Origin of the sequence: Helicobacter pylori, from assembly GCF_003638305.1 — a bacterium.
GTDB lineage: Bacteria > Campylobacterota > Campylobacteria > Campylobacterales > Helicobacteraceae > Helicobacter > Helicobacter pylori_DJ.
This window is the reverse complement of the sequence record NZ_MVYP01000009.1, coordinates 36,069-57,935: the sequence shown is the minus strand read 5'-3', so window position 1 is coordinate 57,935 and position 21,867 is coordinate 36,069. Positions and strand designations below refer to the sequence as shown.

The 21,867-nt window shown below is 39.1% G+C and carries 21 protein-coding genes and 1 pseudogene; 15 read left to right on the top strand and 7 right to left on the bottom strand.

The genetic code is table 11. The features are described 5' to 3' along the window. The first annotated feature begins 1 nt into the window (after position 1). The 5 genes from EAL04_RS05305 to EAL04_RS05285 all read left to right on the top strand — a co-directional run bounded on the left by EAL04_RS05305 (position 2) and on the right by EAL04_RS05285 (position 7,333). Positions 2-1,540 carry an NADH-quinone oxidoreductase subunit M gene (locus tag EAL04_RS05305; protein ID WP_120973780.1) on the top strand — a complete coding sequence of 513 codons (1,539 nt, stop codon included), beginning with the start codon at positions 2-4 and terminating at the stop codon, positions 1,538-1,540. After that, positions 1,527-3,005 (top strand): NADH-quinone oxidoreductase subunit NuoN, encoded by a 1,479-nt coding sequence (gene nuoN / locus EAL04_RS05300; protein ID WP_120973779.1) that lies wholly within the window; start codon positions 1,527-1,529, stop codon positions 3,003-3,005. The genes EAL04_RS05305 and nuoN overlap by 14 nt, the downstream gene beginning before the upstream one ends. Then, positions 2,995-5,400: a DUF7494 domain-containing protein gene (locus EAL04_RS05295; RefSeq protein ID WP_120973778.1), complete on the top strand. Its 2,406-nt coding sequence runs from the start codon at positions 2,995-2,997 to the stop codon at positions 5,398-5,400. Before nuoN ends, EAL04_RS05295 begins: the two co-directional genes overlap by 11 nt. Continuing rightward, entirely contained in the window at positions 5,401-6,780 is a 1,380-nt protein-coding gene (locus tag EAL04_RS05290; RefSeq protein WP_120973777.1) for a phosphomannomutase/phosphoglucomutase, read from the top strand. Positions 6,781-6,955: 175 nt separating this feature from the next. Then, positions 6,956-7,333: a hypothetical protein gene (locus tag EAL04_RS05285; RefSeq protein ID WP_108394952.1), complete on the top strand. Its 378-nt coding sequence runs from the start codon at positions 6,956-6,958 to the stop codon at positions 7,331-7,333. A 136-nt stretch (positions 7,334-7,469) separates the two neighbouring features. On the opposite strand, the gene EAL04_RS07915 is transcribed toward EAL04_RS05285, so the two are convergent. From EAL04_RS07915 to EAL04_RS05260, 5 genes are all read right to left on the bottom strand, one after another. Further along, positions 7,470-7,712 (bottom strand): hypothetical protein, encoded by a 243-nt coding sequence (locus EAL04_RS07915; RefSeq protein ID WP_162982494.1) that lies wholly within the window; start codon positions 7,710-7,712, stop codon positions 7,470-7,472. A 190-nt stretch (positions 7,713-7,902) separates the two neighbouring features. Beyond that, positions 7,903-8,517, bottom strand: coding sequence for a thiamine diphosphokinase (locus tag EAL04_RS05275; RefSeq protein ID WP_120973775.1), 615 nt, complete (start codon positions 8,515-8,517; stop codon positions 7,903-7,905). Further along, complete coding sequence (pnuC, locus tag EAL04_RS05270) at positions 8,505-9,167, bottom strand: nicotinamide riboside transporter PnuC (RefSeq protein WP_120973773.1); 663 nt, start codon at positions 9,165-9,167, stop codon at positions 8,505-8,507. Before pnuC ends, EAL04_RS05275 begins: the two co-directional genes overlap by 13 nt. Before the next feature lie 186 nt (positions 9,168-9,353). After that, positions 9,354-9,857, bottom strand: a complete 504-nt coding sequence (locus EAL04_RS05265) for a hypothetical protein (RefSeq protein WP_120973771.1) — start codon at positions 9,855-9,857, stop codon at positions 9,354-9,356. Between the two features lie 23 nt (positions 9,858-9,880). Beyond that, positions 9,881-10,243, bottom strand: coding sequence for a pantothenate kinase (locus EAL04_RS05260; protein ID WP_162982493.1), 363 nt, complete (start codon positions 10,241-10,243; stop codon positions 9,881-9,883). A gap of 720 nt (positions 10,244-10,963) precedes the next feature. On the opposite strand from EAL04_RS05260, the gene tenA reads away from it, so the two are divergent. Next, positions 10,964-11,617 carry a thiaminase II gene (gene tenA / locus EAL04_RS05255; protein WP_120973767.1) on the top strand — a complete coding sequence of 218 codons (654 nt, stop codon included), beginning with the start codon at positions 10,964-10,966 and terminating at the stop codon, positions 11,615-11,617. Positions 11,618-11,680: 63 nt separating this feature from the next. Here the strand turns inward: tenA and EAL04_RS05250 are convergent, their stop codons facing one another. Further along, on the bottom strand, positions 11,681-12,229 hold the full coding sequence (locus EAL04_RS05250; protein ID WP_000709838.1) for a YceI family protein: 549 nt from the start codon (positions 12,227-12,229) through the stop codon (positions 11,681-11,683). A 123-nt stretch (positions 12,230-12,352) separates the two neighbouring features. On the opposite strand from EAL04_RS05250, the gene EAL04_RS05245 reads away from it, so the two are divergent. The 9 genes and pseudogenes from EAL04_RS05245 to EAL04_RS05205 all read left to right on the top strand — a co-directional run. Continuing rightward, entirely contained in the window at positions 12,353-13,090 is a 738-nt protein-coding gene (locus EAL04_RS05245) for a 5'-nucleotidase, lipoprotein e(P4) family (RefSeq protein ID WP_001927419.1), read from the top strand. 67 nt (positions 13,091-13,157) lie between these two features. Further along, positions 13,158-14,216, top strand: coding sequence for a glycosyltransferase family 9 protein (locus EAL04_RS05240; RefSeq protein WP_120973765.1), 1,059 nt, complete (start codon positions 13,158-13,160; stop codon positions 14,214-14,216). Positions 14,217-14,449: 233 nt separating this feature from the next. Next, a complete protein-coding gene (gene trpE / locus EAL04_RS05235; RefSeq protein ID WP_120973817.1) occupies positions 14,450-15,952 on the top strand; it encodes an anthranilate synthase component I in 1,503 nt (500 codons plus the stop codon). Continuing rightward, the gene (locus EAL04_RS05230) at positions 15,949-16,533 is read left to right on the top strand and encodes an aminodeoxychorismate/anthranilate synthase component II (protein WP_120973763.1); all 585 of its coding nucleotides are present in this window, start codon (positions 15,949-15,951) and stop codon (positions 16,531-16,533) included. The genes trpE and EAL04_RS05230 overlap by 4 nt, the downstream gene beginning before the upstream one ends. Then, the gene (gene trpD / locus EAL04_RS05225; RefSeq protein WP_120973761.1) at positions 16,530-17,537 is read left to right on the top strand and encodes an anthranilate phosphoribosyltransferase; all 1,008 of its coding nucleotides are present in this window, start codon (positions 16,530-16,532) and stop codon (positions 17,535-17,537) included. The genes EAL04_RS05230 and trpD overlap by 4 nt, the downstream gene beginning before the upstream one ends. Then, positions 17,530-18,888 carry a bifunctional indole-3-glycerol-phosphate synthase TrpC/phosphoribosylanthranilate isomerase TrpF gene (gene trpCF / locus EAL04_RS05220; RefSeq protein WP_120973759.1) on the top strand — a complete coding sequence of 453 codons (1,359 nt, stop codon included), beginning with the start codon at positions 17,530-17,532 and terminating at the stop codon, positions 18,886-18,888. Before trpD ends, trpCF begins: the two co-directional genes overlap by 8 nt. Before the next feature lies 1 nt (position 18,889). Next, positions 18,890-20,071, top strand: coding sequence for a tryptophan synthase subunit beta (gene trpB, locus EAL04_RS05215; RefSeq protein ID WP_120973757.1), 1,182 nt, complete (start codon positions 18,890-18,892; stop codon positions 20,069-20,071). Further along, complete coding sequence (trpA, locus tag EAL04_RS05210; protein WP_120973755.1) at positions 20,068-20,856, top strand: tryptophan synthase subunit alpha; 789 nt, start codon at positions 20,068-20,070, stop codon at positions 20,854-20,856. The genes trpB and trpA overlap by 4 nt, the downstream gene beginning before the upstream one ends. Before the next feature lie 303 nt (positions 20,857-21,159). Then, a pseudogene (locus tag EAL04_RS05205) lies at positions 21,160-21,411 on the top strand (hypothetical protein); the annotation flags it as partial. On the opposite strand, the gene EAL04_RS08115 reads toward EAL04_RS05205, so the two are convergent. Then, positions 21,406-21,546 carry a hypothetical protein gene (locus EAL04_RS08115; RefSeq protein WP_240454709.1) on the bottom strand — a complete coding sequence of 47 codons (141 nt, stop codon included), beginning with the start codon at positions 21,544-21,546 and terminating at the stop codon, positions 21,406-21,408. The pseudogene EAL04_RS05205 and the gene EAL04_RS08115 sit on opposite strands and share 6 nt — an antisense overlap. Positions 21,547-21,867: the final 321 nt, after the last annotated feature.

The window sequence follows — 21,867 nt, the reverse complement described above, 5'->3', positions numbered from 1 at the left end:
AATGCAGTTTTTACATGCGCATCTTTTAAGTGTGGTGATCTTTTTCCCCATGCTGAGCGCGCTATTAGCGTTCTTTATGAGCGATCAAGCGAGCAGGGCGTATGCGATTGTCATCGCTTTGATTGAATTGTTATTAGTCTTGTTATTGTGGCATGGGTTTGATATTCAAACAGCAGGCATGCAATTTGAAGAAACAAAGGAATTAATCTATCAAATTGGCGTGAATTACCATGTGGGCGTTGATGGCATCGCACTCTTTTTGTTGCTCTTAAACGCTATCGTGGTGTTATTGTCCGTGATTTATGTCAAAGAGCGTCGTAAAGACTTTGCGATTTGTCTTTTATTGCTAGAGGGGATTTTAATGGGCGTGTTTTCTTCTCTCAATGTGATCTTTTTCTACGCTTTTTGGGAAATCTCGCTCTTGCCGGTTTTATACCTCATCGGTCGTTTTGGCCGTAATAACAAAATCTATTCCGGCATGAAGTTTTTCCTCTACACCTTTTTAGCGTCGTTGTGCATGCTTTTAGGCATTTTATACATTGGGTATTACTACGCTAGCAATTACGGCATGATGAGTTTTGATGTTTTAGACTGGTATCAATTGAACTTTTCTAGCGAGATTAAAACCTGGCTCTTTGTGGCTTTCTTAATAGGGATTGCGGTTAAAATCCCGCTCTTTCCCTTACACACATGGCTGCCTTATGCGTATTCTAACGCTCCTACTTTAGGCTCTGTCATGCTTTCGGCCTTGCTTTCTAAAATGGGGACTTACGCCTTATTACGCTTCTTGCTCCCGCTTTTTCCTGAACTTTCAGAGATTTATCTAACCCCTATAGCCATTGTGGCGCTGTGCATGATCATTTATGGAGGTTTTCTAGCCTACGCTCAAAAGGATTTAAAAACCCTCATCGCTTATAGCTCGTTCTCGCACATGGGAGTCGTGGTGCTTGGGGTTTTTTCTTTCAATATTGAGGGGGTTTCAGGGGCGGTGTTTATGATGTTTGCGCATGGTATTATCGTCATGGGATTGTTTTTGCTCGCTGGTATCTTGGAAGAGCGCACCAGCAGTTTAGAAATCGCTCGCTTTGGATCGATCGCTAAAAGCGCTCCTGTTTTTGCAGCCTTTTTTATGATCGTTCTAATGGCGAATGTGGGCATGCCTTTAAGCATTGGTTTTGTGGGAGAGTTTTTAAGCTTGTTAGGGTTTTTTGCCACTTACCCTCTTTTGGCTATCATTGCCGGGACAAGCATCATCCTGTCAGCGGTTTACATGCTCACTTCATATAAAGATGTTTTCTTTGGTAATTTGAAAGCCGGGAACAATCAAATCAGCGTGTTTGAAGATTTGAACGCTCGTGAGGTAGGGGTTTTAAGCGTGATTTTAGCTTTGATCTTAATTTTAGGGATTTATCCTAAAATCCTTTTAAAACCGATTGAGCAAGGCTCTAAGCAGCTTTTAGAGGTGATAGAAATCCGCTCGCTCCCTTTTTTAGGTTCATTGGACACTAAGATAAAAGAGGTCTCTTATGTTAATAGATAATCTCCACATCTCTTTTGATAGCTTTAATTTTGAGAGCATTTTACCCATGCTGGTGTTGGTGTGTGGGGGGATTTTCACGCTCTTAATCAACGCTTTCACTTCCAGGTTTTCACGCAATTTGAATGTGTTTTTATGCATGCTCTTTTTGGTTTTGGATTTTTTGGTGGTTTTAGGGTTAGAAGAGCAAGAAAACGCCTTTTTTGGGTTTTTGAGCTTGGATACGCTCTCATTAGTCTCTCAAAGCATTGTCTTGATTTCAGCCTTTTTGCTCATTTTCTTAGCCCTTTCAAAAGAGCGCTTCAACGAATTTCAAACCGCTGAATTTTATTCCTTATACTTGTTTATTGTTGCTGGCTTTCAGTTCATGGTTTCAAGCAACCATTTATTATTAATCCTTATTGGGCTAGAGACAGCGTCCTTACCCCTTTGCGTGTTAATGGCGTTGAGCGATAAACGCTACGGCTTGGAAGCAGGAATCAAGTATTTCACTATGGGGGCGATGGCGAGCGCGTTTTTTGCTATGGGCGCGATGGCTTTTTACTTGCTTACAGGGAGCTTGAATCTTGAAGTCATTAGCCTATACTTACACACTGAGGGCGTTACAAACCCCATGCTCTTTGCGATGGGTGCTATTTTTTTGATTGGAGCGATTGGCTTTAAGGTTTCTTTAGTGCCTTTCCATACCTGGATGCCTGATGTGTATGAGGGCAATAACCCGGTCTTTGCGAGCTATATTTCCATTGTGCCTAAAATCGCTGGCTTTGTGGTAGCGACTCGCCTTTTTGGGGCGTTTATAGACACTCATACCGCTTGGGTAGAAGACATTTTTTATGTTTTGATTCTTATGACTATCACCATCCCCAATTTCATTGCTTTATGGCAAGAAGATGTCAAAAGAATGCTCGCTTATAGCTCCATTTCGCATTCTGGGTTCGCTTTAGCATGCGTGTTTATCCACACTGAAGACAGCCAACAAGCGATGTTTGTTTATTGGTTCATGTTCGCCTTCACTTACATTGGGGCTTTTGGCCTTTTATGGCTCTTAAAAAGCCGGGAAAAAACATGGGATGAACGCTACGATCACCCTTATTCCAAATTCAACGGCCTTATCAAAACCCACCCCTTAGTGGCGATCTTGGGCGCTATTTTTGTTTTTGGGCTTGCAGGGATCCCGCCTTTTAGCGTGTTTTGGGGGAAATTTTTAGCCGTTGAAAGCGCGTTAGAGAGTAATCATACTCTTTTAGCGGTGGTGATGTTAGTTAATAGTGCGGTGGCTGCGTTTTATTATTTCCGTTGGCTCGTGGCGATGTTTTTCAATAAGCCCTTACAAACCCAAAGCTACGCTCAAAACGATATTTACACCCAAAACGCCACCATGCCCATTTATGCGGTCATTATTGCCATGGCGTTAGCGTGCTTGTTCTCTGTTTTTATGATGCGAGGGCTTTTAGAGTTTGTGGCTTAAGTCAAAAATCTTTCTTTTAATGGGTTTGCTCTCCCATTCGCTCAACGCCTTAAGCCTCACGCTCACGCAAGGCAAAGAAGGGGGGGAAGATTTTTCGGTTTTAACCTTACGACACAATAAGGCGTTTTCTTGTTTTTATACCAATGAAAAACCGCCAAGCGGGATTGAAGCGTCTTTATCCATTATACACGCTAAACGCCCCATAGAATGCGTGATAGATTCTATTCCTAAAGAGGGCTTTACCCCTTTAGAAAACGCTTTTTTCAATATCACCTATTCCATGCGCCAGCAACAATTCATTTTACACATCAAACCCAAAGTGATGCGAAGACTCACCCTTTTTTCTTTTGATAGGGATTATAAAAAAGCGATTCCCCTTTTTGTGGAAAACGACGCTAAAGCTAAAATGTGGCAAATCATAGGCTATGATCAAAAAATCCCTTTTTTGAGCGAAAAAGACAACGCTCAAAAAGGCTTGAATTTCCCCATTATCATTAAAGACGCTCAAACCCCTATCATTCAAGAACTAGATGTGAATAACAAACCCCTACTCACCACAAAGGGCTATGATTTAAACGCTTATTTAGAGGCTAAAAAACAAATGGATTCGCAAGCCTATTTTGACGCTTTACGCACGATCAGCCGTGCGTTTAAAAACTACCCTCAAACGATGTTTAAAAAAGATCTGTATTTATTAGAAATTATCGCATTGGGCCAATTAGGCATTAAAAAATCCTTACTCATAGATATTGGCACCAAGTGGATTAAAAATTACCCGACTGATCCCAATATCCCTGAAGCGCTATACTATGTCGCCAAAGCTTTAGATGAAAACAACAATTACAAACAGGCCATGCGCTATTACAAACGCATTCTTTTAGAATACAAAAACTCCCGCTACGCTCCCTTAGCCCAAATGCGTTTAGCCATTGAAGCGGCTAACGCTTCTAATTTGAGCAACGCTAACATGCTTTTTAAAGAAGCTTTTTCTAACGCCAAAGACAAAGAGAGCGCGAGTGAAATCGCCCTTAATTGGGCTGAAGCAGAGATAAACTATCAAAACTTTAATAACGCTAAGTATCTTATTGATAAGGTGGTCCAATCCAACCCTGATTATATTTCTATGCATAGCGAATTAGCCCTAGAATTGCTCAAGTTATTGAAAAAAAACCAAATGAATGAAAGCGCGATTGAGATCGCTCACTTGCTCCTCAATCAAGATGATGACTTGAAAGCTAAAGAGCAAGCGCTCTATGATTTAGGGGCGTTGTATGCAAGGATCAAGGATTTTAAAAACGCCCACCTTTACAACCTGCAATATTTGCAAGACCATGCGGAATTGGATAAAGCCTCTGTCGTTAGAGCGCGCGATGAAAAAGCCCTTTTTTCCATGGAAGGGAACACGCAAGAAAAAATCGCCCACTACGATAAAATCATTCAAAATTTCCCTAATTCTAATGAAGCCCAAAAAGCTTTAGAGTTGAAAGCCCAACTCTTGTTTGAAAATAAGCGTTATGCTGAAGTGTTAAGCATGCAAAAAAATTTGCCTAAAGATTCTCCTTTGATCCAAAAAACGCTCAATGTCCTTGCTAAAACCCCATTAGAGAACAATCGTTGCGAAGAAGCCTTAAAATACTTATCCCAAATCACCGCCTTTGAATTTAACCCCAAAGAAGAAATCCAAGCCTTTGATTGCTTGTATTTCGCATCGCTCAAAGAAAAAGCGCAAATTATTGCCCTAAACGCTTTAAAAACAGCTAAAACCCCTAGCGAGAAATTAATATGGCTTTATCGTTTGGGGCGTAATTACTACCGCTTAGGGGATTTTAAAAATTCCACTCTGGCTTCTAAAGACGCCTTGATTCTCGCTCAAAGTTTAAACAAAAAAGAATTTTATGATATTGCTTTTGTTTTATTTTCAGATTACATGCAAAGTAATGAAAAAGGATTGGCCCTCAATTTGTATGCGTTTTTAGAAAAACATTTCAAAGACGATAAACGCATGGCGTTGGTTTATTTTAAATTATTAGAGAATGAAAAAGACCCTAAAAGCGTTAAAATTTATGCCACAAGCTTACTCAAACTCCAAGACGCTTATAAGGATTATTCTTACACGCCCTTTGGCGAATTCGCCCTTATTGACGCTTACAGGGTTACTAAAGACTACTTAAAAGCGTTAGAGGCGCTAGACAAGCTTTTAAACCGCAGGCTTTCTTTAGAAGATCACCAAAAAGCCTTATACTTGCAATCCAGCTTATTGGATTTAACCAATCAAAAAGCAAAATCTAAAGCCAGTTTAGAAAAATGCGTTCAATTAAAGCAAAAAGATCAAACAAACGCATGGCAAAATTTATGCGAACAGGGTTTAAATTTATTCAAAAACAAGGAGTCATGAATGGACATTAGCATTTTTAGAGAATACGATATTAGAGGCATTTACCCCACCACTTTAGATGAAAATACGGCTTTTAGTATCGGTGTGGAGTTGGGGAAAATCATGCGAGAATACGATAAAAGCGTGTTTGTAGGGCATGACGCAAGGGTGCATGGGCGTTTTTTGTTTGAAGCTTTGAGCGCGGGGCTGCAATCAAGCGGCTTGAAAGTGTATGATTTAGGGCTAATCCCCACACCGGTAGCGTATTTTGCAACCTTTAATGAAATCAATGGCATTCAATGCCCTAATTCCATCATGATCACTGGCTCTCACAACCCCAAAGAATACAACGGCTTTAAAATCACGCTCAACCAAAACCCGTTTTATGGCAAGGACATTCAGGCTTTAAAAGACACGCTTTTAAACGCCAAGCATGAAATAAAACCCCTAAAAGAAACACCAAAGAAAGTCAATGCCCTAGAAGCGTATCAGCGCTATTTGATCAAGGATTTTAAGCATTTGAAAAATCTTAAATACAAAATCGCCCTGGATTTTGGTAATGGCGTGGGAGCGTTAGGATTAGAGCCGATTTTAAAGGCTTTAAACATTGATTTTAGCAGCCTTTATAGCGATCCTGATGGGAATTTCCCTAACCACCACCCAGACCCTAGCGAAGCGAAAAACTTAAAAGATTTAGAAAAACACATGCAAGAAAACGCTATTTTAATAGGCTTTGCTTTTGATGGCGATGCGGATAGGATTGCGATGTTAAGCTCTCATCATATCTATGCGGGCGATGAATTAGCGATTTTATTCGCTAAACGCTTGCATGCTCAAGGCATCACCCCCTTTGTGATCGGTGAAGTCAAATGCTCTCAAGTGATGTATAACACGATTAATACTTTTGGTAAAACGCTCATGTATAAAACCGGGCATAGCAATTTAAAAATCAAGCTCAAAGAAACCCATGCGCATTTTGCGGCTGAAATGAGCGGGCATATCTTTTTTAAAGAGCGCTATTTTGGCTATGATGACGCTCTTTACGCATGCTTAAGGGCTTTAGAATTGTTGCTTGAACAAAGTCCAAGCGATTTGGAAAACATTATTAAAAACCTCCCCTATTCCTACACCACGCCTGAAGAAAAAATCGCCGTGAGCGAAGAAGAAAAATTTGAAATCATTCATAACTTACAAGAAACGCTTAAAAACCCGCCAAGCCATTTCCCCAAAATCAAAGAAATCATCAGCATTGATGGCGTGAGGGTGGTTTTTGAACATGGTTTTGGGCTTATTCGCGCAAGCAACACCACCCCCTATTTAGTCAGTCGCTTTGAGGGCAAAGATGAAACAACAGCGTTAGAATATAAAAGGGCGTTGCTTGGGTTATTAGAAAAACTTTAAAATAGAGCTTGGGATAATCTCATTTCATATCCCTTACTCTTAAAAATATAAATCAATTAAACAAGTCGCTTTAAAACCACACATAAAATCATAAGATCTCAAATTTTTTGCACTATTTAAGCTAAGCCTAAGCCTATTATAATGAAAAGTTTTAAATCAATCGTAAAGGATTTTTATGAATACAAATGGCAAAAATAAAAACGCTTCTCATCTCACTCACGAAATGAAAAACAAACATGGAGATCTTGCAAAAGCAAGCAAAAGAGCTAATGAGCAACCTATTTTAGAGATTATAAGAGAAGAAATAAAATCAGTGATTCATGTAAAAGATAAGATAAATAATGCAAAAGATAAGAGAATTCATGCCCAAAAAACAATTATTAAAGCTCGAGATAAAGAAATTCAAGCTATGGAAGAAGAAAAGCAAGCTCGAGAAGAAGAAAAGCAAGCTATAGAAAGATTGAGAGAATTGGAACACCGGTTGGAAAACATGCGACAATTACCTAATGACAATGACACAATAGATATAGAACCCGAAGATGAAAAGGGCTAAACAGTCAATAGTTCTGCGATTTTAAGCCGCTATCAACCACACTGCAAGGCTACTTTTATATTGTTGTCAGGCTTATGGCGGTATTTTCTGCGCTAACGCCATAATAATGCGCATGCAATAAAAAGCCTGATGGTTGTTAAGCTGTGATCTTTAATTTTTTGACGCAACAAAGCCTAAAAGCCTTAAAGAAGAAATTAATAGCATAACAAACCAAACCAGCACCATAAAGGGGGTAAATTGACAACACAAAAAGAGATTTTGTTGCTATTCTTGGGATCTTTGCTGCTATCTTTATGGCGTTTGATAGTGGGCTTAAAATTAATTTGGCTATTTTTGATAAGAAAGGGCTAGATGGTTTAATTGCCTTATGCTTATTCATGTTCGCATCGTTTTTCACTCTCATTTTATTACACTCTCTCTATCGTTTTGTAAAAGATATTGCAAACAGCAATCAAAATTTCAATAAAACTAACTCAAAAGAATATACGGTCTCCATTGTTTTGCTTATCGTAATTTTTATTACAGTGGCAGTGGTTGTAGGCGTAAAGACTTATAAGAATTAAACCCACTCATAAGAATTTTTGATACACCAGCACTACCGATTTAGGTGTAGAGCTAAGGCTAAAAAAACTATCTGTAGCTTCATTGAGCGAACCAGAAAAGAGCGTTTTTAAACGCAAGTTTTTTAAGGGGTATTTGAGGTTTTTGGAAGTGAATTGGGCTTTAAGATCTAGGCTAAAAAGCGAGATTTGCTCCCCTTTAAAACTGGGCAAGGTAAAAGGGGTTTCTAACACCCTAAAAAGACCATAGTCGCTTATGGCTTGGATTTTTTGGCAAAATTTAAAATACTCCAACAACAAAAAAGTGTTCGCTAGGGCGTGATCTTCTCGCTTGCCATTCAACCCTAAAAAAATAAAGTCATCACAGCCTTTATTCAAAGCATAAAAAAAGGCTTTGGACAAATCGTTGCTGTCTTGTTCGCTCACGCGTATAGGGTTATACAAGGCTTTCAAATGCGAATCAATGCTATCTAGATCGCCTATAACAACGCTGGGTTTGAATTGAAGCGCATGCAATGATATAACAGCCCCATCGCATGCGATTAAAAAGGGAGCGTTTTGTAAAAGGTCTAAGCATTTTTGGGATTTAGGAAACTCCCCATTCGCTAAAATCACTGCTTGCATGACTGATTCCAGCGGTTAAAATAATACAAGCCAATAAAAAGGTATAGGATCGTTGTGAAGAGTTGCACCAAACTCTCTGTTGAAATTTGAAAAATACAAAACCACACGATAATGGACACGATATTCCCCAAAGTTACTAGCGCATAATTTTCTATATAGCGCAAAACCTGTAAAATAAAAGCGATGATAAAGATGACGAAATTAAAACTCTCTGCCCATAAAAAATTCGTTTTAATCTCTTTAAAAAACAAAGCGCTCACATAAGTTAAAACCCCTATGCCTAAAATGAGTATAAAACGCCAATTTTTGGGAAGTTTTTGAGCCTTGATAACGCCCTCATGCTGCTCTGTCTTTTTCCATGCGAACAGCCCATAAATCGTTACCGGCATATACAAAAAAAGGCATAAAATCACATCAGCGTTTAATTTCCACTGATAAGCGACATAAGCGTAACTCAAATTATAAATAAGACCAAATATAAAGCAAATCGTTTGCCTTTCTCCGGCAAAAAACGCATACAAAACCCCACTAAGCCCTGCTAGTAGGTTGATAAACGAGCCTTTGACAAGGATGTTAGTGATGGTTAAAAACACGCAAGCGAGAATGAGTGTGGCGTAAAATCGTTTGGATAGTTGGGTGGTTATTAACATGCTATTTCCTTACGCAAGAATTACCTTGACAAGTTCTACGGGTTTGATCTCAGCCTTTTAAAAACTTGAGCGTTTTAAAAAGCACCCCTTAAATGCTCCTTATTGTAACACAAATCAGTGAGAATGCGCTTTAAAGTTTCTTTAATTTTTTTACTCCCCCCTCCATTTAATGCCATTTGAGTTGAATCACCACCCTAATTTAGCGCAAAGCCTAGAACAAATCCCAAAACACACAAGAAAGCCAAGAATGACCAAACCCTCTACAAGGAAGTTGCTAGGATGCCCGCAATACGCCGAAACCTCATGGATAGCGGCAATAAAGGGCATCGTTAAAAGCATCAAATAAAAATCCCTTAGTCTTGCTCCTAACACAGCGTTATAAAACGCGCCAAAAAACCTAAAAAACCTAGCCTTAAAAATAGCCTTCAAAAACTTGGGGAACCCTTGCCAAGTTTCAACAATGAAATAACCTGCCGACCTATCTCGAGGGTCAAACAAGAGATTAGATAATAAAGCCGCTATTAGACCCACTAGCCACATATAATAGCTATTTTTAGGGTCAAAAATCGAATCGCTAGCTGAACCATCTATGTCATAAAAAATCCTAGCGTTTATGGAGATACATATCGTATAGACTAGAGCCACTGCCCATCGATATTCGGAGATGCTCAAACGCTCTTTGATATTCATGCTTACTCCTTCCTCACCCAAAACTACCTATCATACACAAAATGACGATCATAGGTGGGTTCTCTTGGGGTTTGTGGTTCTCTATCAACGCCACGGATATAATCTTCTACCCTATCGCCTATTTCACGACCAAATTCTCTCCCTACTCCACCACCAAAAGCTCCACCAATGCGACCACCCCAAGTGCTACCAGCAGGACCAAGAACGGCTCCACCCACTGCACCTCCGACAGCTACTCCCATTGCACCACCCACTGCACCCCCAACAGCTCCTCCTAAAAATCTGCCTAATTCACCCCTTGCCTCTATTTTAGGACTAGCTACAGCCGTATTAGCCATTGCACCGCACAAAACCACTACACAACTAAATGCTTTTAATCCACTCATAACAAATCCTTTCATAAAATGGAGATTCAGGCATGTTTGACACACCTTGATAAGAATATTTATACCACAACCCTATTAAAAGCGTTGTTACAGATCAGCAAAAGATCACAAGAAAGATAAGTAGATGTTTTGTTTATTCACAAATTAAAGGATTAAAGTAAATAATTGGTTTTTAGCATTTTTCAAGCGTTTCAGAGCGTTAAGTTTCAAGCATCAAAGCCTTTAATTGCGTTTTTACACCAACCGCTTAAAAATTGAACGCCTATTTTGAATATATTAGACGCTTTTTTATTTTTATGCTAAACTATTTTGAGTTTTGGCCGATATGACTTTATACAGAGATTAAACCAATCATAAATGGTAGGGTTAATTCCATCTCGCTCTGTAATAGGTTTGAAACCATGCATCTAAGATTGACTCCTATCTTGTAAGTGCCATACTGCAAGTTCCCATAATAAAAACTTCTAAAAATAAAAACCTACAGAGCGAGATGGAATTAACCTTTGTATGATTACAAAGGATAGCCAATCTTAAACAACATAAAGGCAATACAAGCCCCATAATATCATTAATCGCTATTCAAAATCACAGATATTTTAATACAGCGTTCAATTTTTGAAAGCAAGATTCCACTCACAAATCTTTTAAAAACAAATTTTTATACCATGTTGCGGGCTTTCGTGTTAGAATGCGTATTGAATTGGTTTTAGGAGTGTAAAAATGCAAGTTTCACAATATCTGTATAAAAATGCACAATCTATTTGGGGGGATTGTATTTCCCATCCGTTCGTTCAAGGCATAGGGCGTGGGACTTTAGAAAGAGATAAATTTCGTTTTTATATCATTCAGGATTATTTGTTCCTTTTAGAATACGCTAAGGTGTTTGCTTTAGGCGTAATTAAGGCTTGTGATGAAGCGGTGATGAGGGAGTTTTCTAACGCTATACAAGACATTTTGAATAACGAGATGAGTATCCATAACCATTACATTAGAGAACTTCAAATCACTCAAAAAGAATTGCAAAACGCGCGCCCCACTCTAGCGAATAAGTCTTATACAAGCTACATGCTCGCTGAAGGGTTTAAGGGTTCTATCAAGGAAGTTACGGCGGCTGTTCTGGCTTGCGCTTGGAGCTATTTAGTGATCGTGCAAAATTTAAGCCAAATCCCAAACGCTTTAGAGCATGCCTTTTATGGGCATTGGATTAAGGGCTATAGTTCCAAAGAATTTCAAACGTGCGTAAATTGGAATATTAATTTGCTTGATTCCCTCACCCTCGCTTCTTCAAAACAAGAAATTGAAAAATTAAAGGAGATTTTTATCACTACAAGCGAATACGAATACCTGTTTTGGGATATGGCGTATCAAAGTTGAATAAAGGTTTTTGTGCCGTTAGAAAAATGCAAGAGACGAAAATATCTATCTCTTGCAAAACGATTATTGAGCGTAAGCTTCTAGTTTGATCTCAATCTTTACCTCATCTCCAACGACAGCATCGCTAAAAGTTTTACCGATACCAAAATCCTTGCGGTTGATTTTGCCTTCAGCTTGTAACACCATGAATTCTTTTTTATTCATGGGGTTTTGTAAAGGGGCTTGGATCTTGGCTTCCAATACGACAGGCTTAGTGACGCCACGAAGAGTCAAATCCCCATAGATTTTACCATCTTCGTATTTGGTCATTTTAAAGCTCCCTTTGGGGTATTTCACCACATCAAAAAAATCCGCTGTTTTTAGGTGGTTATCTCTTTTTCTGTCCCTAGTATTGACGCTTTTTACATCAATATTGCCTTCAAAAACGCTGAGCACTTTAGTGTTAGGCTCTAGATCAATTTTGCCATCAAAATTATCAAACGCGCCTCTTGTTTCATTGAACGTGAAGTGCTTAACCTCAAACCACACGCTAGAGTTTGCTTTATCAATCGTATAAGGTTTTGCAAACGCCAGACTAACGCCCAAAAGGGTGAACATTAACGCTTTTTTCATTGTTTCCTCGCTTCATTTTGAATTAAAAACGCCAACTATACAACAAATTGGTTAATGGTAAAATACTCCTAATCGTCTGTTTTAAGGTATAATACAAAAAATCCCCATTAGGTAGGTGTTGTTATGATAGAAAAGACCCTTGCATCGGTTTTATTAGGATTGAGTTTGATGAGTGTGTTAGACGCTAAAGAGTGCGTTTCGCCGATAACAAGAAGCGTTAAGTATCATCAGCAAAGCGCTGAGATTAGAGCCTTGCAATTGCAAAGTTACAAAATGGCAAAAATGGCCCTAGACAATAATCTCAAGCTCGTTAAAGACAAAAAGCCAGCCGTCATCTTGGATTTAGATGAAACCGTTTTGAACACTTTTGATTATGCGGGCTATTTAGTCAAAAATTGCATTAAGTACACCCCAGAAACTTGGGATAAATTTGAAAAAGAAGGCTCTCTTTCGCTCATTCCTGGAGCGCTAGACTTTTTAGAATACGCTAATTCTAAGGGCGTTAAGATTTTTTACATTTCTAACCGCACGCAAAAAAATAAGGCATTCACTTTAAAAACGCTCAAAAGTTTCAAGCTCCCCCAAGTGAGTGAAGAATCTGTTTTATTAAAGGAAAAAGGCAAGCCTAAAGCCGTTAGGCGGGAGTTAGTCGCTAAGGATTATGAGATTGTTTTACAAGTGGGCGACACTTTGCATGATTTTGACGCGCTTTTTGCTAAAGACGCTAAAAACAGCCAAGAACAACAAGCCAAAGTCTTGCAAAACGCTCAAAAATTCGGCACAGAATGGATCATTTTACCTAATTCTCTCTATGGCACATGGGAAGATGGGCCTATAAAAGCATGGCAAAATAAAAAATAAAATTTATCCATCGCATAAGAACGATTTTTGCTAACATGACAAAAAATTTGATCTCTTAGGCGGAGTCATGGATTTTGTAGGGTTTGAAGATTTAAAATGCAAAGATAAAGAAAACTCTCAAAAAGTTTTTGTGATCCGTAACGACAAGTTAGGCGATTTTATTTTAGCCATACCCGCTTTAATCGCTCTCAAGCATGCTTTTTTAGAAAAAGGCAAGGAAGTGTATTTGGGCGTGGTTGTGCCTAGCTATACCACCCCAATCGCTTTAGAATTCCCTTTCATTGATGAAGTCATTATAGAAGACAACCATTTGAGCACCACTCTCAAAAACAAATCCATTGACGCTCTTATCTTTTTATTTTCTAATTTTAAAAACGCCAGACTCGCTTTTAGTTTGAGAAAATTTATTCCTTATATCCTAGCCCCAAAGACCAAAATCTATTCTTGGCTGTATCAAAAGAGCGTGCGTCAAAGCCGATCGTTATGCTTGAAAACCGAATACGAATACAATTTGGACTTAATCCATGCGTTTTGTAAAGATCACAACCTCCCTAACGCCCAACTTAAAAAAATCGCATGGAAGCTTAAAGACAAATCCAAAGAGCGATCCATCATCGCTTCAAAACTCAACGCCAATGTTGATCTATTGTGGATTGGCGTGCATATGCATAGCGGAGGCAGTTCGCCCGTATTGCCTGCTTCGCATTTCATTAAGTTGATTGATTTTTTACACAAAAATTTGAGTTGTGAGATCATTCTTATTTGCGGGCCAGGCGAGAGAAAAGCCACAGAAGAACTCCTTAAAAAAGTCCCTTTCGCTCATCTCTATGATACGAGCCATAGTTTAGTGGATTTAGCCAAATTGTGTGCGAATTTAAGCGTCTATATCGGGAACGCTTCAGGCCCTTTGCATGTGAACGCTTTATTTGACAACCAATCTATCGGGTTTTATCCTAACGAACTCAGCGCTTCTATTGCCAGATGGCGGCCTTTCAACGAACAATTTTTAGGCATCACCCCGCCTAATGGCTCAAACGACATGAGTTTGATTGACATTAAAAAAGAGGGTGAAACTATCCTTGAATTTATCGCACCCAATCTTTCTTGCCACACACAAGAAAGATAACGACAACAAGTGCCACACAAGCAACCTTAACAACGCTCAAAAGTTGAATCTGATTGAAGTGGTTTTTCGCATTCTTAATTAAAATTTCTAATTTCCTCATAAATTGAGCCTTGAGAAATCCAATTTGAGTTTAAGTTAGATTAGCCCTTGCAAACTCTAATAGGGATATTAATTTATTGCCCATTTATCTATTTCTTGTAAAATACGAGTTTATTTTTAGCGTGAAGAAATTGATGGTTAGTCTTATAGAAAAAGCCCCTTACATTCCTTACCCCCTAGCTCTTTATGAAAAATTAGAGTGCGAGCACACCTTGCTTTTTGAAAGCGCTGAGATTGAGAGCAAAGCGCACACCAAATCCCTATTAATGGCTAAAGCCTGTTTGAAGCTAATTTGCAACCACAATATCGTAACCATCACTAGCCTAACGCCTAATGGCGGGGCGTTTTTGCAAACATTGAGTGCGTTTTTTAAAACGCCTATACAAGACAACGCCCTAACCTTAACCTACACCAAACATAAAAAAACGCAAGATGAGTTTTTAAAACTCTTTGAACCTAGCCCTTTTGACGCTTTAAGGGGGCTTTTTAAAAGCGTTAAAACAAAACCCAAGCACCCCTTTACGCTTTTAAGCGCGGGCGTTTTTTCTTTTGAAATGCTCAATTTTTTTGAAGATTTGCCCAACTTAAAAGCACAAGACAACACCGCGCATGACTTTATTTTTTATGTCGCACAAAATTTGATCATCATAGACCATAAAGAAAAAAGTGCTGAAATCTTGGGGGCGTGTTTTGATGAGCGCTTTAAAACAGAGATAGCTAAAGAGTTACAAGATTTAAAAAAGTTGGCTAAAAACATTAAAAGCGATTTTATCCCTAAAAAAGCTAAGCAAAGTGCGGAAGTTAGCGTTAATTGCGATGATAGCGAGTTTGAAAAAAAGGTGCTATCCTTACAAGAAGAAATCAAAAAGGGCGAGATCTTTCAAGCGGTGTTGTCGCGCAGCTTTTATATGGAGTGCTTGGAGGGTTTGAGCGCGTATTATCATTTAAAACTAACTAACCCTAGCCCTTATATGTTCTATATCAAAGACAGCGATTTTATCCTTTTTGGGGCAAGTCCTGAGAGCGCTTTAAAATACAACGCCCTAATGAATACGGCTGAAATTTATCCCATTGCTGGCACTCGTTTAAGGGGTAAGGACAAGCAAGGGAATATTGATTACGATTTAGATAGTAAAATGGAATTTGATTTGCAACACGACTATAAAGAAAGGGCTGAACACATCATGCTAGTGGATTTAGCCAGAAACGACATGGCCAGGGTTTCAAAAAAACGCTATTGCGACAAGCTTTTAAAAGTGGATAAATATTCCAATGTCATGCATTTAGTCTCAAGGGTTGTGGGGAAATTGAAAAAAGGGTGCGATAGTTTGCATGCTTACAGGAGTTTTATGAACGCCGGCACGCTCAGCGGAGCGCCTAAAATCTCTGCGATCAAGCTCATTTACCAACTAGAAAAGCAAAGGAGAGGCTCTTATGGGGGGAGCGTGGGGTATTTAAATAGCGAGGGTTCTATGGATTCTTGCATCACTATCCGTTCATGTTTTGTCAAAAACAATAGAGCAGTGATCCAAGCAGGAGCCGGTATCGTGTTAGACAGCGTGCCGCAAAATGAAGCGAATGAAACAAGAGCCAAAGCGCAAGCCCTTATTGATGCGATCAGGAAAACAAGCTTATGAAAATCTTTTTTATAGACAATTTTGATTCTTTCTCTTATAATTTGGTGTATGAATTAGAGTGTTTGGGTTATGAAGTGGCCGTTTATCAAAACGATATTGATCCGAGTTATCTCATGGGCTTAATGAATGAAGAACCAAAAACCCCTTTATTGTTCATTTCACCCGGGCCTGGTAATCCTAGTAATTCAGGCAACCTTTTAAAAATCATTAAAATGGCTAAAAAGAAATTCCCCATTTTAGGGGTTTGTTTAGGCTTACAGGCTTTAGCGCAAAGCTATGGGGCTAAAATCATAAGGAGCAAAGAAATCGTGCATGGCAAAGCAACGACTATCGCGCTCAAAAAGCATGCCGTTTTTAAAGGTTTAGGGGAAAGCATGGTGGTGGGGCGTTACCATTCTTTAATGGCGAGCGGGTTGCCTAAAAATTTAGAAGTGATCGCTGAGCATGACAATATCCCTATGGCCATTATCAATGAAGAAGATAAAATCTTAGCCTATCAATTCCACCCTGAAAGCATCATGACTTTACAAGGGAGAGTATTGTTAGAGCAAAGCGTGGGGTTTTTAGAAGGGTTATCATGAAAGAGATTTTAAACGCTCTGTACCATCAAAAAGATTTAAACGATAAAGAAGTCAAAAAGTTATTCACTCTTATTGTTAACGAAAAAGTAAGCCCAGCGCAACTTGGGGCCATTTTATGCGCTTTAAAAATCAAGGGCGAGAGCTTTAAGGAAATTAGCGTTGCTGCAACCACGCTTTTAGAGCATGCCCCTAAGCCTTTTAACAGCGGCTTGGATTTAATAGATAATTGCGGCACAGGGGGCGATGGGCTAAAAACGATCAACATCAGCACGATTGCCGCGCTCATTGCCAGCTCTATGGGGTTATCTATGGCCAAACACGGATCAAGGAGCGTGTCCAGTCATAGCGGGAGCGCGGATTTGTTGGAAAATTTAGGCGTGAATATTGAAATGAATCCCACGCAGTTAGAAAATTGTTTCAAACAAACGCATTTTGGGTTTTTATTCGCACCCTTATACCATCAAAGTTTTAAAAAATCCGCCCCTTTAAGAAAAGAGCTTTTCACTAAAACGATTTTCAATTGCTTAGGGCCTTTAATCAACCCCTTAAGGCCAAAAATCCAGCTTTTAGGCGTGTATGACAAATCCTTGTGTAAGACCATGGTGCTAGCCTTGAAGGCTTTAGGCGTTAAAAGGGCGATGGTAATTAATGGAGGGGGGACGGATGAAATCGTGTTGCATGACATTACGCATGCGTGTGAATTGAAAAATAACGAAATTTTAGAGTATGACTTGAGCGCTAAAGATTTTGATTTACCCCCCTATGATTTGAAAGAATTGCAGATTAAAAACGCCAAAGAAAGCGTTCAAGCGTGTTTAGATATTTTAGAAAATAAAGGCAAAAATTCGCACACGATGGTGGTTGTGGCGAATGTGGCGAGTTTGTTGTATTTAAGCCATAAGGCTAAAGATTTAAAAGAGGGCGTGAACATGACTTTAGAGCATTTAAAAACCAAAGCACCTTATACGCATTTGCAAAAAATCATAAGATTAAGCCATGCCTAGCGTGTTAGAAAACATCCTTAAAGACAAACTCTTAGAAGTTTCTGCACTCAAAAAAAATCACACCTTGCCCGCAAACATAACCCCAAGCGATAGGGATTTTAAAAAAGCGTTATTAGAAAAAAAGACAAGTTTTATTTTAGAATGCAAAAAAGCATCGCCCTCTAAAGGTTTAATAAGAAAAGATTTTGATCTGTTGGAAATAACCAAGACTTATGAAAAATTTGCCTCCTGCGTTTCAGTTTTAGCTGATTCTAAATATTTTTTAGGCTCTTATGAAAACATTAAAATTGTCTCGCAGCATTCCACCAAGCCCATTTTGTGTAAAGATTTTATCATTGACGCTTTTCAGATCAAACTCGCTAGGGTTATGGGAGCTAATGCGGTGCTTTTAATGTTAAGCGTGTTAGATGATAAAAATTATTTAGAGCTTTTCAACCTCGCCAAATCCTTAAACATGAGCGTTTTAACTGAAGTTTCCAACCAGCAAGAAATCAAGCGCTTGCTCAAACTCCAATACGACATTATAGGCATCAATAACAGGGATTTACACACCTTAAAAACCGATATTTTTCACACGCTCAAATTACGCCCCCTTTTGCCTAAAGACGCGCTCATTATCAGTGAGTCCGGTATTTATTCGCATGCGCAAATCAAAGCCCTAGCCCCTTATGTGAATGGCTTTTTAGTGGGCAGCTCTTTAATGAAAGAAAAGGATTTGAAAAAAGCGTGCGCTAAATTGATTTTAGGCGAAAATAAAGTGTGCGGGCTTACAAGGATTAAAGATGCTAAAGCCGTTTATAAAAACCATTTCATTTATGGGGGTTTGATTTTTGAAAAATCTTCGCCCAGATACATCAAGCCTAAAGAAGCCTTAAAAATCACAAAAGCGGTTAAAAAACTGGATTTTGTGGGCGTGTTTGTGAAAGATAAAATTAAAAAAATCGCAAAAATCGCTAAAAAGCTTGATTTAAAAGCGGTGCAGCTTTATGGCTATTCGCCTAAAAAAATCGCTCAATTAAAAAAAGCGCTCCCTAAAACTTGCACGATCTGGCAAGTAATAAGCGTGATGAGCGCTAAAGATTTAGCACCTAAAATTCAAGAGGCCTCTCTAATCTTATACGACACTAAAGGGGATAAAATGGGAGGCAATGGCGTGAGTTTTGATTGGGGTATTTTAGAAAATGTCAAAACGCCTTTCATGCTAGCTGGTGGGCTTAATTTGGATAATATTCAAAAAGCCTTGAAAATTAAAGCGTTGGGTTTGGATTTCAATTCAGGTTTAGAAATAAGCCCCGGGATTAAAAATAAGGATAAAATCAAGCGCTTAGCCCGAATTTTAAGAGAGTATTAAGATGAATCAAAAAGCGTATTTTGGGGAGTTTGGAGGGAGTTTTGTGTCAGAGTTGTTAGTGCCTGCATTAAGAGAATTAGAACAGGCATTTGATGCGTGTTTGAAAGATGAGGGATTTCAAAAAGAGTATTTTCGTCTTTTAAAAGATTTTGTGGGCCGTCCTAGCCCTTTAACCTTGTGTCAAAACATCGTTTCTAACCCTAAAGTCAAGCTTTATTTAAAACGAGAGGATTTAATCCACGGCGGGGCGCATAAGACTAATCAGGCTTTAGGGCAAGCCCTTTTAGCGAAAAAAATGGGTAAAACAAGGATTATTGCTGAAACGGGCGCTGGGCAGCATGGCGTTGCAACGGCTATCGCTTGCGCGTTATTGGATTTAAAATGCGTGATTTTTATGGGAGGCAAAGACATCAAGCGCCAGGAAATGAATGTTTTTAGAATGCGCTTATTGGGTGCTGAAGTGAGAGAAGTCAATTCAGGGAGCGCGACGCTTAAAGACGCCGTGAATGAGGCCTTAAGAGATTGGGCGAGCAGTTACAAGGACACGCATTATTTGCTAGGCACAGCCGCCGGGCCGCACCCTTACCCCACAATGGTCAAAACCTTTCAAAAAATGATAGGCGATGAGGTTAAAAGCCAAATTTTAGAAAAAGAAAACCGCTTGCCTGATTATGTGATCGCATGCGTTGGAGGGGGGTCTAACGCTATAGGGATATTCAGCGCGTTTTTAAACGATCAAGAGGTCAAACTCATAGGCGTAGAGCCAGCCGGTTTAGGGCTAGAAACCAATAAGCATGGGGCGACTTTGAATAAAGGGCGTGTGGGGATTTTGCATGGGAATAAAACCTATCTTTTACAAGATGATGAAGGCCAGATTGCAGAAAGCCATAGCATTAGTGCTGGGCTTGATTATCCAGGGGTGGGGCCAGAACACAGCTATTTAAAAGAGAGTGGGCGTGCGGTTTATGAAAGCGCAAGCGATGCTGAAGCGCTAGAAGCCTTCAGCTTGTTGTGCCAAAAAGAAGGCATTATCCCGGCATTAGAGAGTTCGCATGCCTTAGCGTATGCCTTAAAACTCGCTCAAAAATGCGAAGAAGAAAGCATTATTGTAGTGAATTTAAGCGGTCGGGGGGATAAGGATTTAAGCACCGTTTATAACGCTTTAAAAGGAGGTTTAAAATGAGGTACCAAAACATGTTTGAAACTTTAAAAAAACACGAAAAAATGGCGTTTATCCCGTTTGTAACCTTGGGCGATCCTAATTATGAATTGAGTTTTAAAATCATTAAAACCCTAATTACTAGCGGGGTGAGCGCTTTAGAATTAGGGTTTGCTTTCTCAGATCCCGTAGCGGATGGCATTACCATACAAGCGAGCCATTTAAGGGCGTTAAAACACGCTAGCATGGCTAAAAATTTCCAGCTTTTAAAAAAGATTAGAGACTACAACCACAATATTCCCATAGGGCTTTTAGCGTATGCGAATTTAATTTTTTCTTATGGCGTTGATGGCTTTTACGCTCAAGCTAAAGAATGCGGTATAGATAGCGTTTTAATAGCGGACATGCCCCTAATAGAAAAAGAATTAGTCATTAAATCCGCTCAAAAACACCAAATCAAGCAGATCTTTATCGCTAGCCCCAATGCGAGCAGTAAAGATTTAGAACAAGTCGCTACGCATTCGCAAGGCTATATCTACACTTTAGCCAGGAGTGGGGTTACAGGGGCGAGCCGTATTTTAGAAAATGACGCGAGCGCTATTATTAAAACCTTAAAAACCTTTAGCCCTACCCCAGCCTTACTGGGCTTTGGCATTTCTCAAAAAGAACACATCACAAACGCTAAAGAAATGGGTGCTGATGGCGTGATTTGTGGCTCAGCGTTAGTCAAAATCATAGAAGAAAATTTAAACAATGAAAACGCCATGCTAGAAAAAATTAAGGGGTTTGTAGGAGGAATGATTTTTTAAAGGCTTTTAGGCTTTGTTGTGTCAAAAAATTAAAGATCACAGACTAACAATCATCAAGCTTTATTGTGTGTGCCTTATTATTGGGTGTATTTTTCTAAATATGTGAAAGGCACTGTTCTTGTTGTATTGGGCTTTCCGATTCTAGGCATACCATTCACCAAATGTGTAGCGTAGTCAGGTGTTAGCGTAGAAATTACCGCCATAAGCCTAACAACAATACAAAAGTAGCCTTGTAGTGTGGTTGATAGCGGCTTAAAATCGCAGGTATTTTGATAGCAAAAAGGCTAATTTTTTACATACTAAGCCATAAGCGATTATGGTCTTTTTAGGGTGTTAGAAACCCCTTTTACTTTGCCTAGTTTTAAAGGGGAGCAAATCTCGCTTTTTAGCTTGGATCTTAAAGCCCAATTCACTTCTAAAAACCTCAAATACCCCTTAAAAAACTTGCGTTTAAAAACGCTCTTTTCTGGATCGCTCAATGAAGCTACAGATCATTTTTTTAGCCTTAGCTCTACACCTAAATCGGTGGTGTTGGTGTATCAAAAATTCTCATGAGCGGGTTTTATTGGATAAGCCTTTAATGTCTGCATGTTGTGTCAAGTTAAGGAGCATTTGAGTTAGCAAGTAGAGAAAGATTGATTCAGTCCCGCTTTGCGTGGTGGTGGTAGGTTTAGTGTTTTTAATGTGCATTGTGTGGCTTTCACAAGATAGGAGTTTGTGTCTTGTATCTTTTTTATAAAACCACTACAAAGCGAACAAATCAACCCACTACCCATATCGGCTAAAATCCAAAGTAGTTTATCATAAACGAATAGCCAATATCTAGCGTGTCTCAAAATACGCTTGAATCCATCTAGCTCAATCTCCAGCAGTTGGATTTCTTAAAATCATCAAACCAATTAGAAGCCTTAATAAAAATGTAAGGAATACCGCTCAATTAAAGACAGAAAAATCTATTTGAACGATGAAGTTTAGGCGATTCAAGAATACAACAGGGTCATTAAAGGGTGG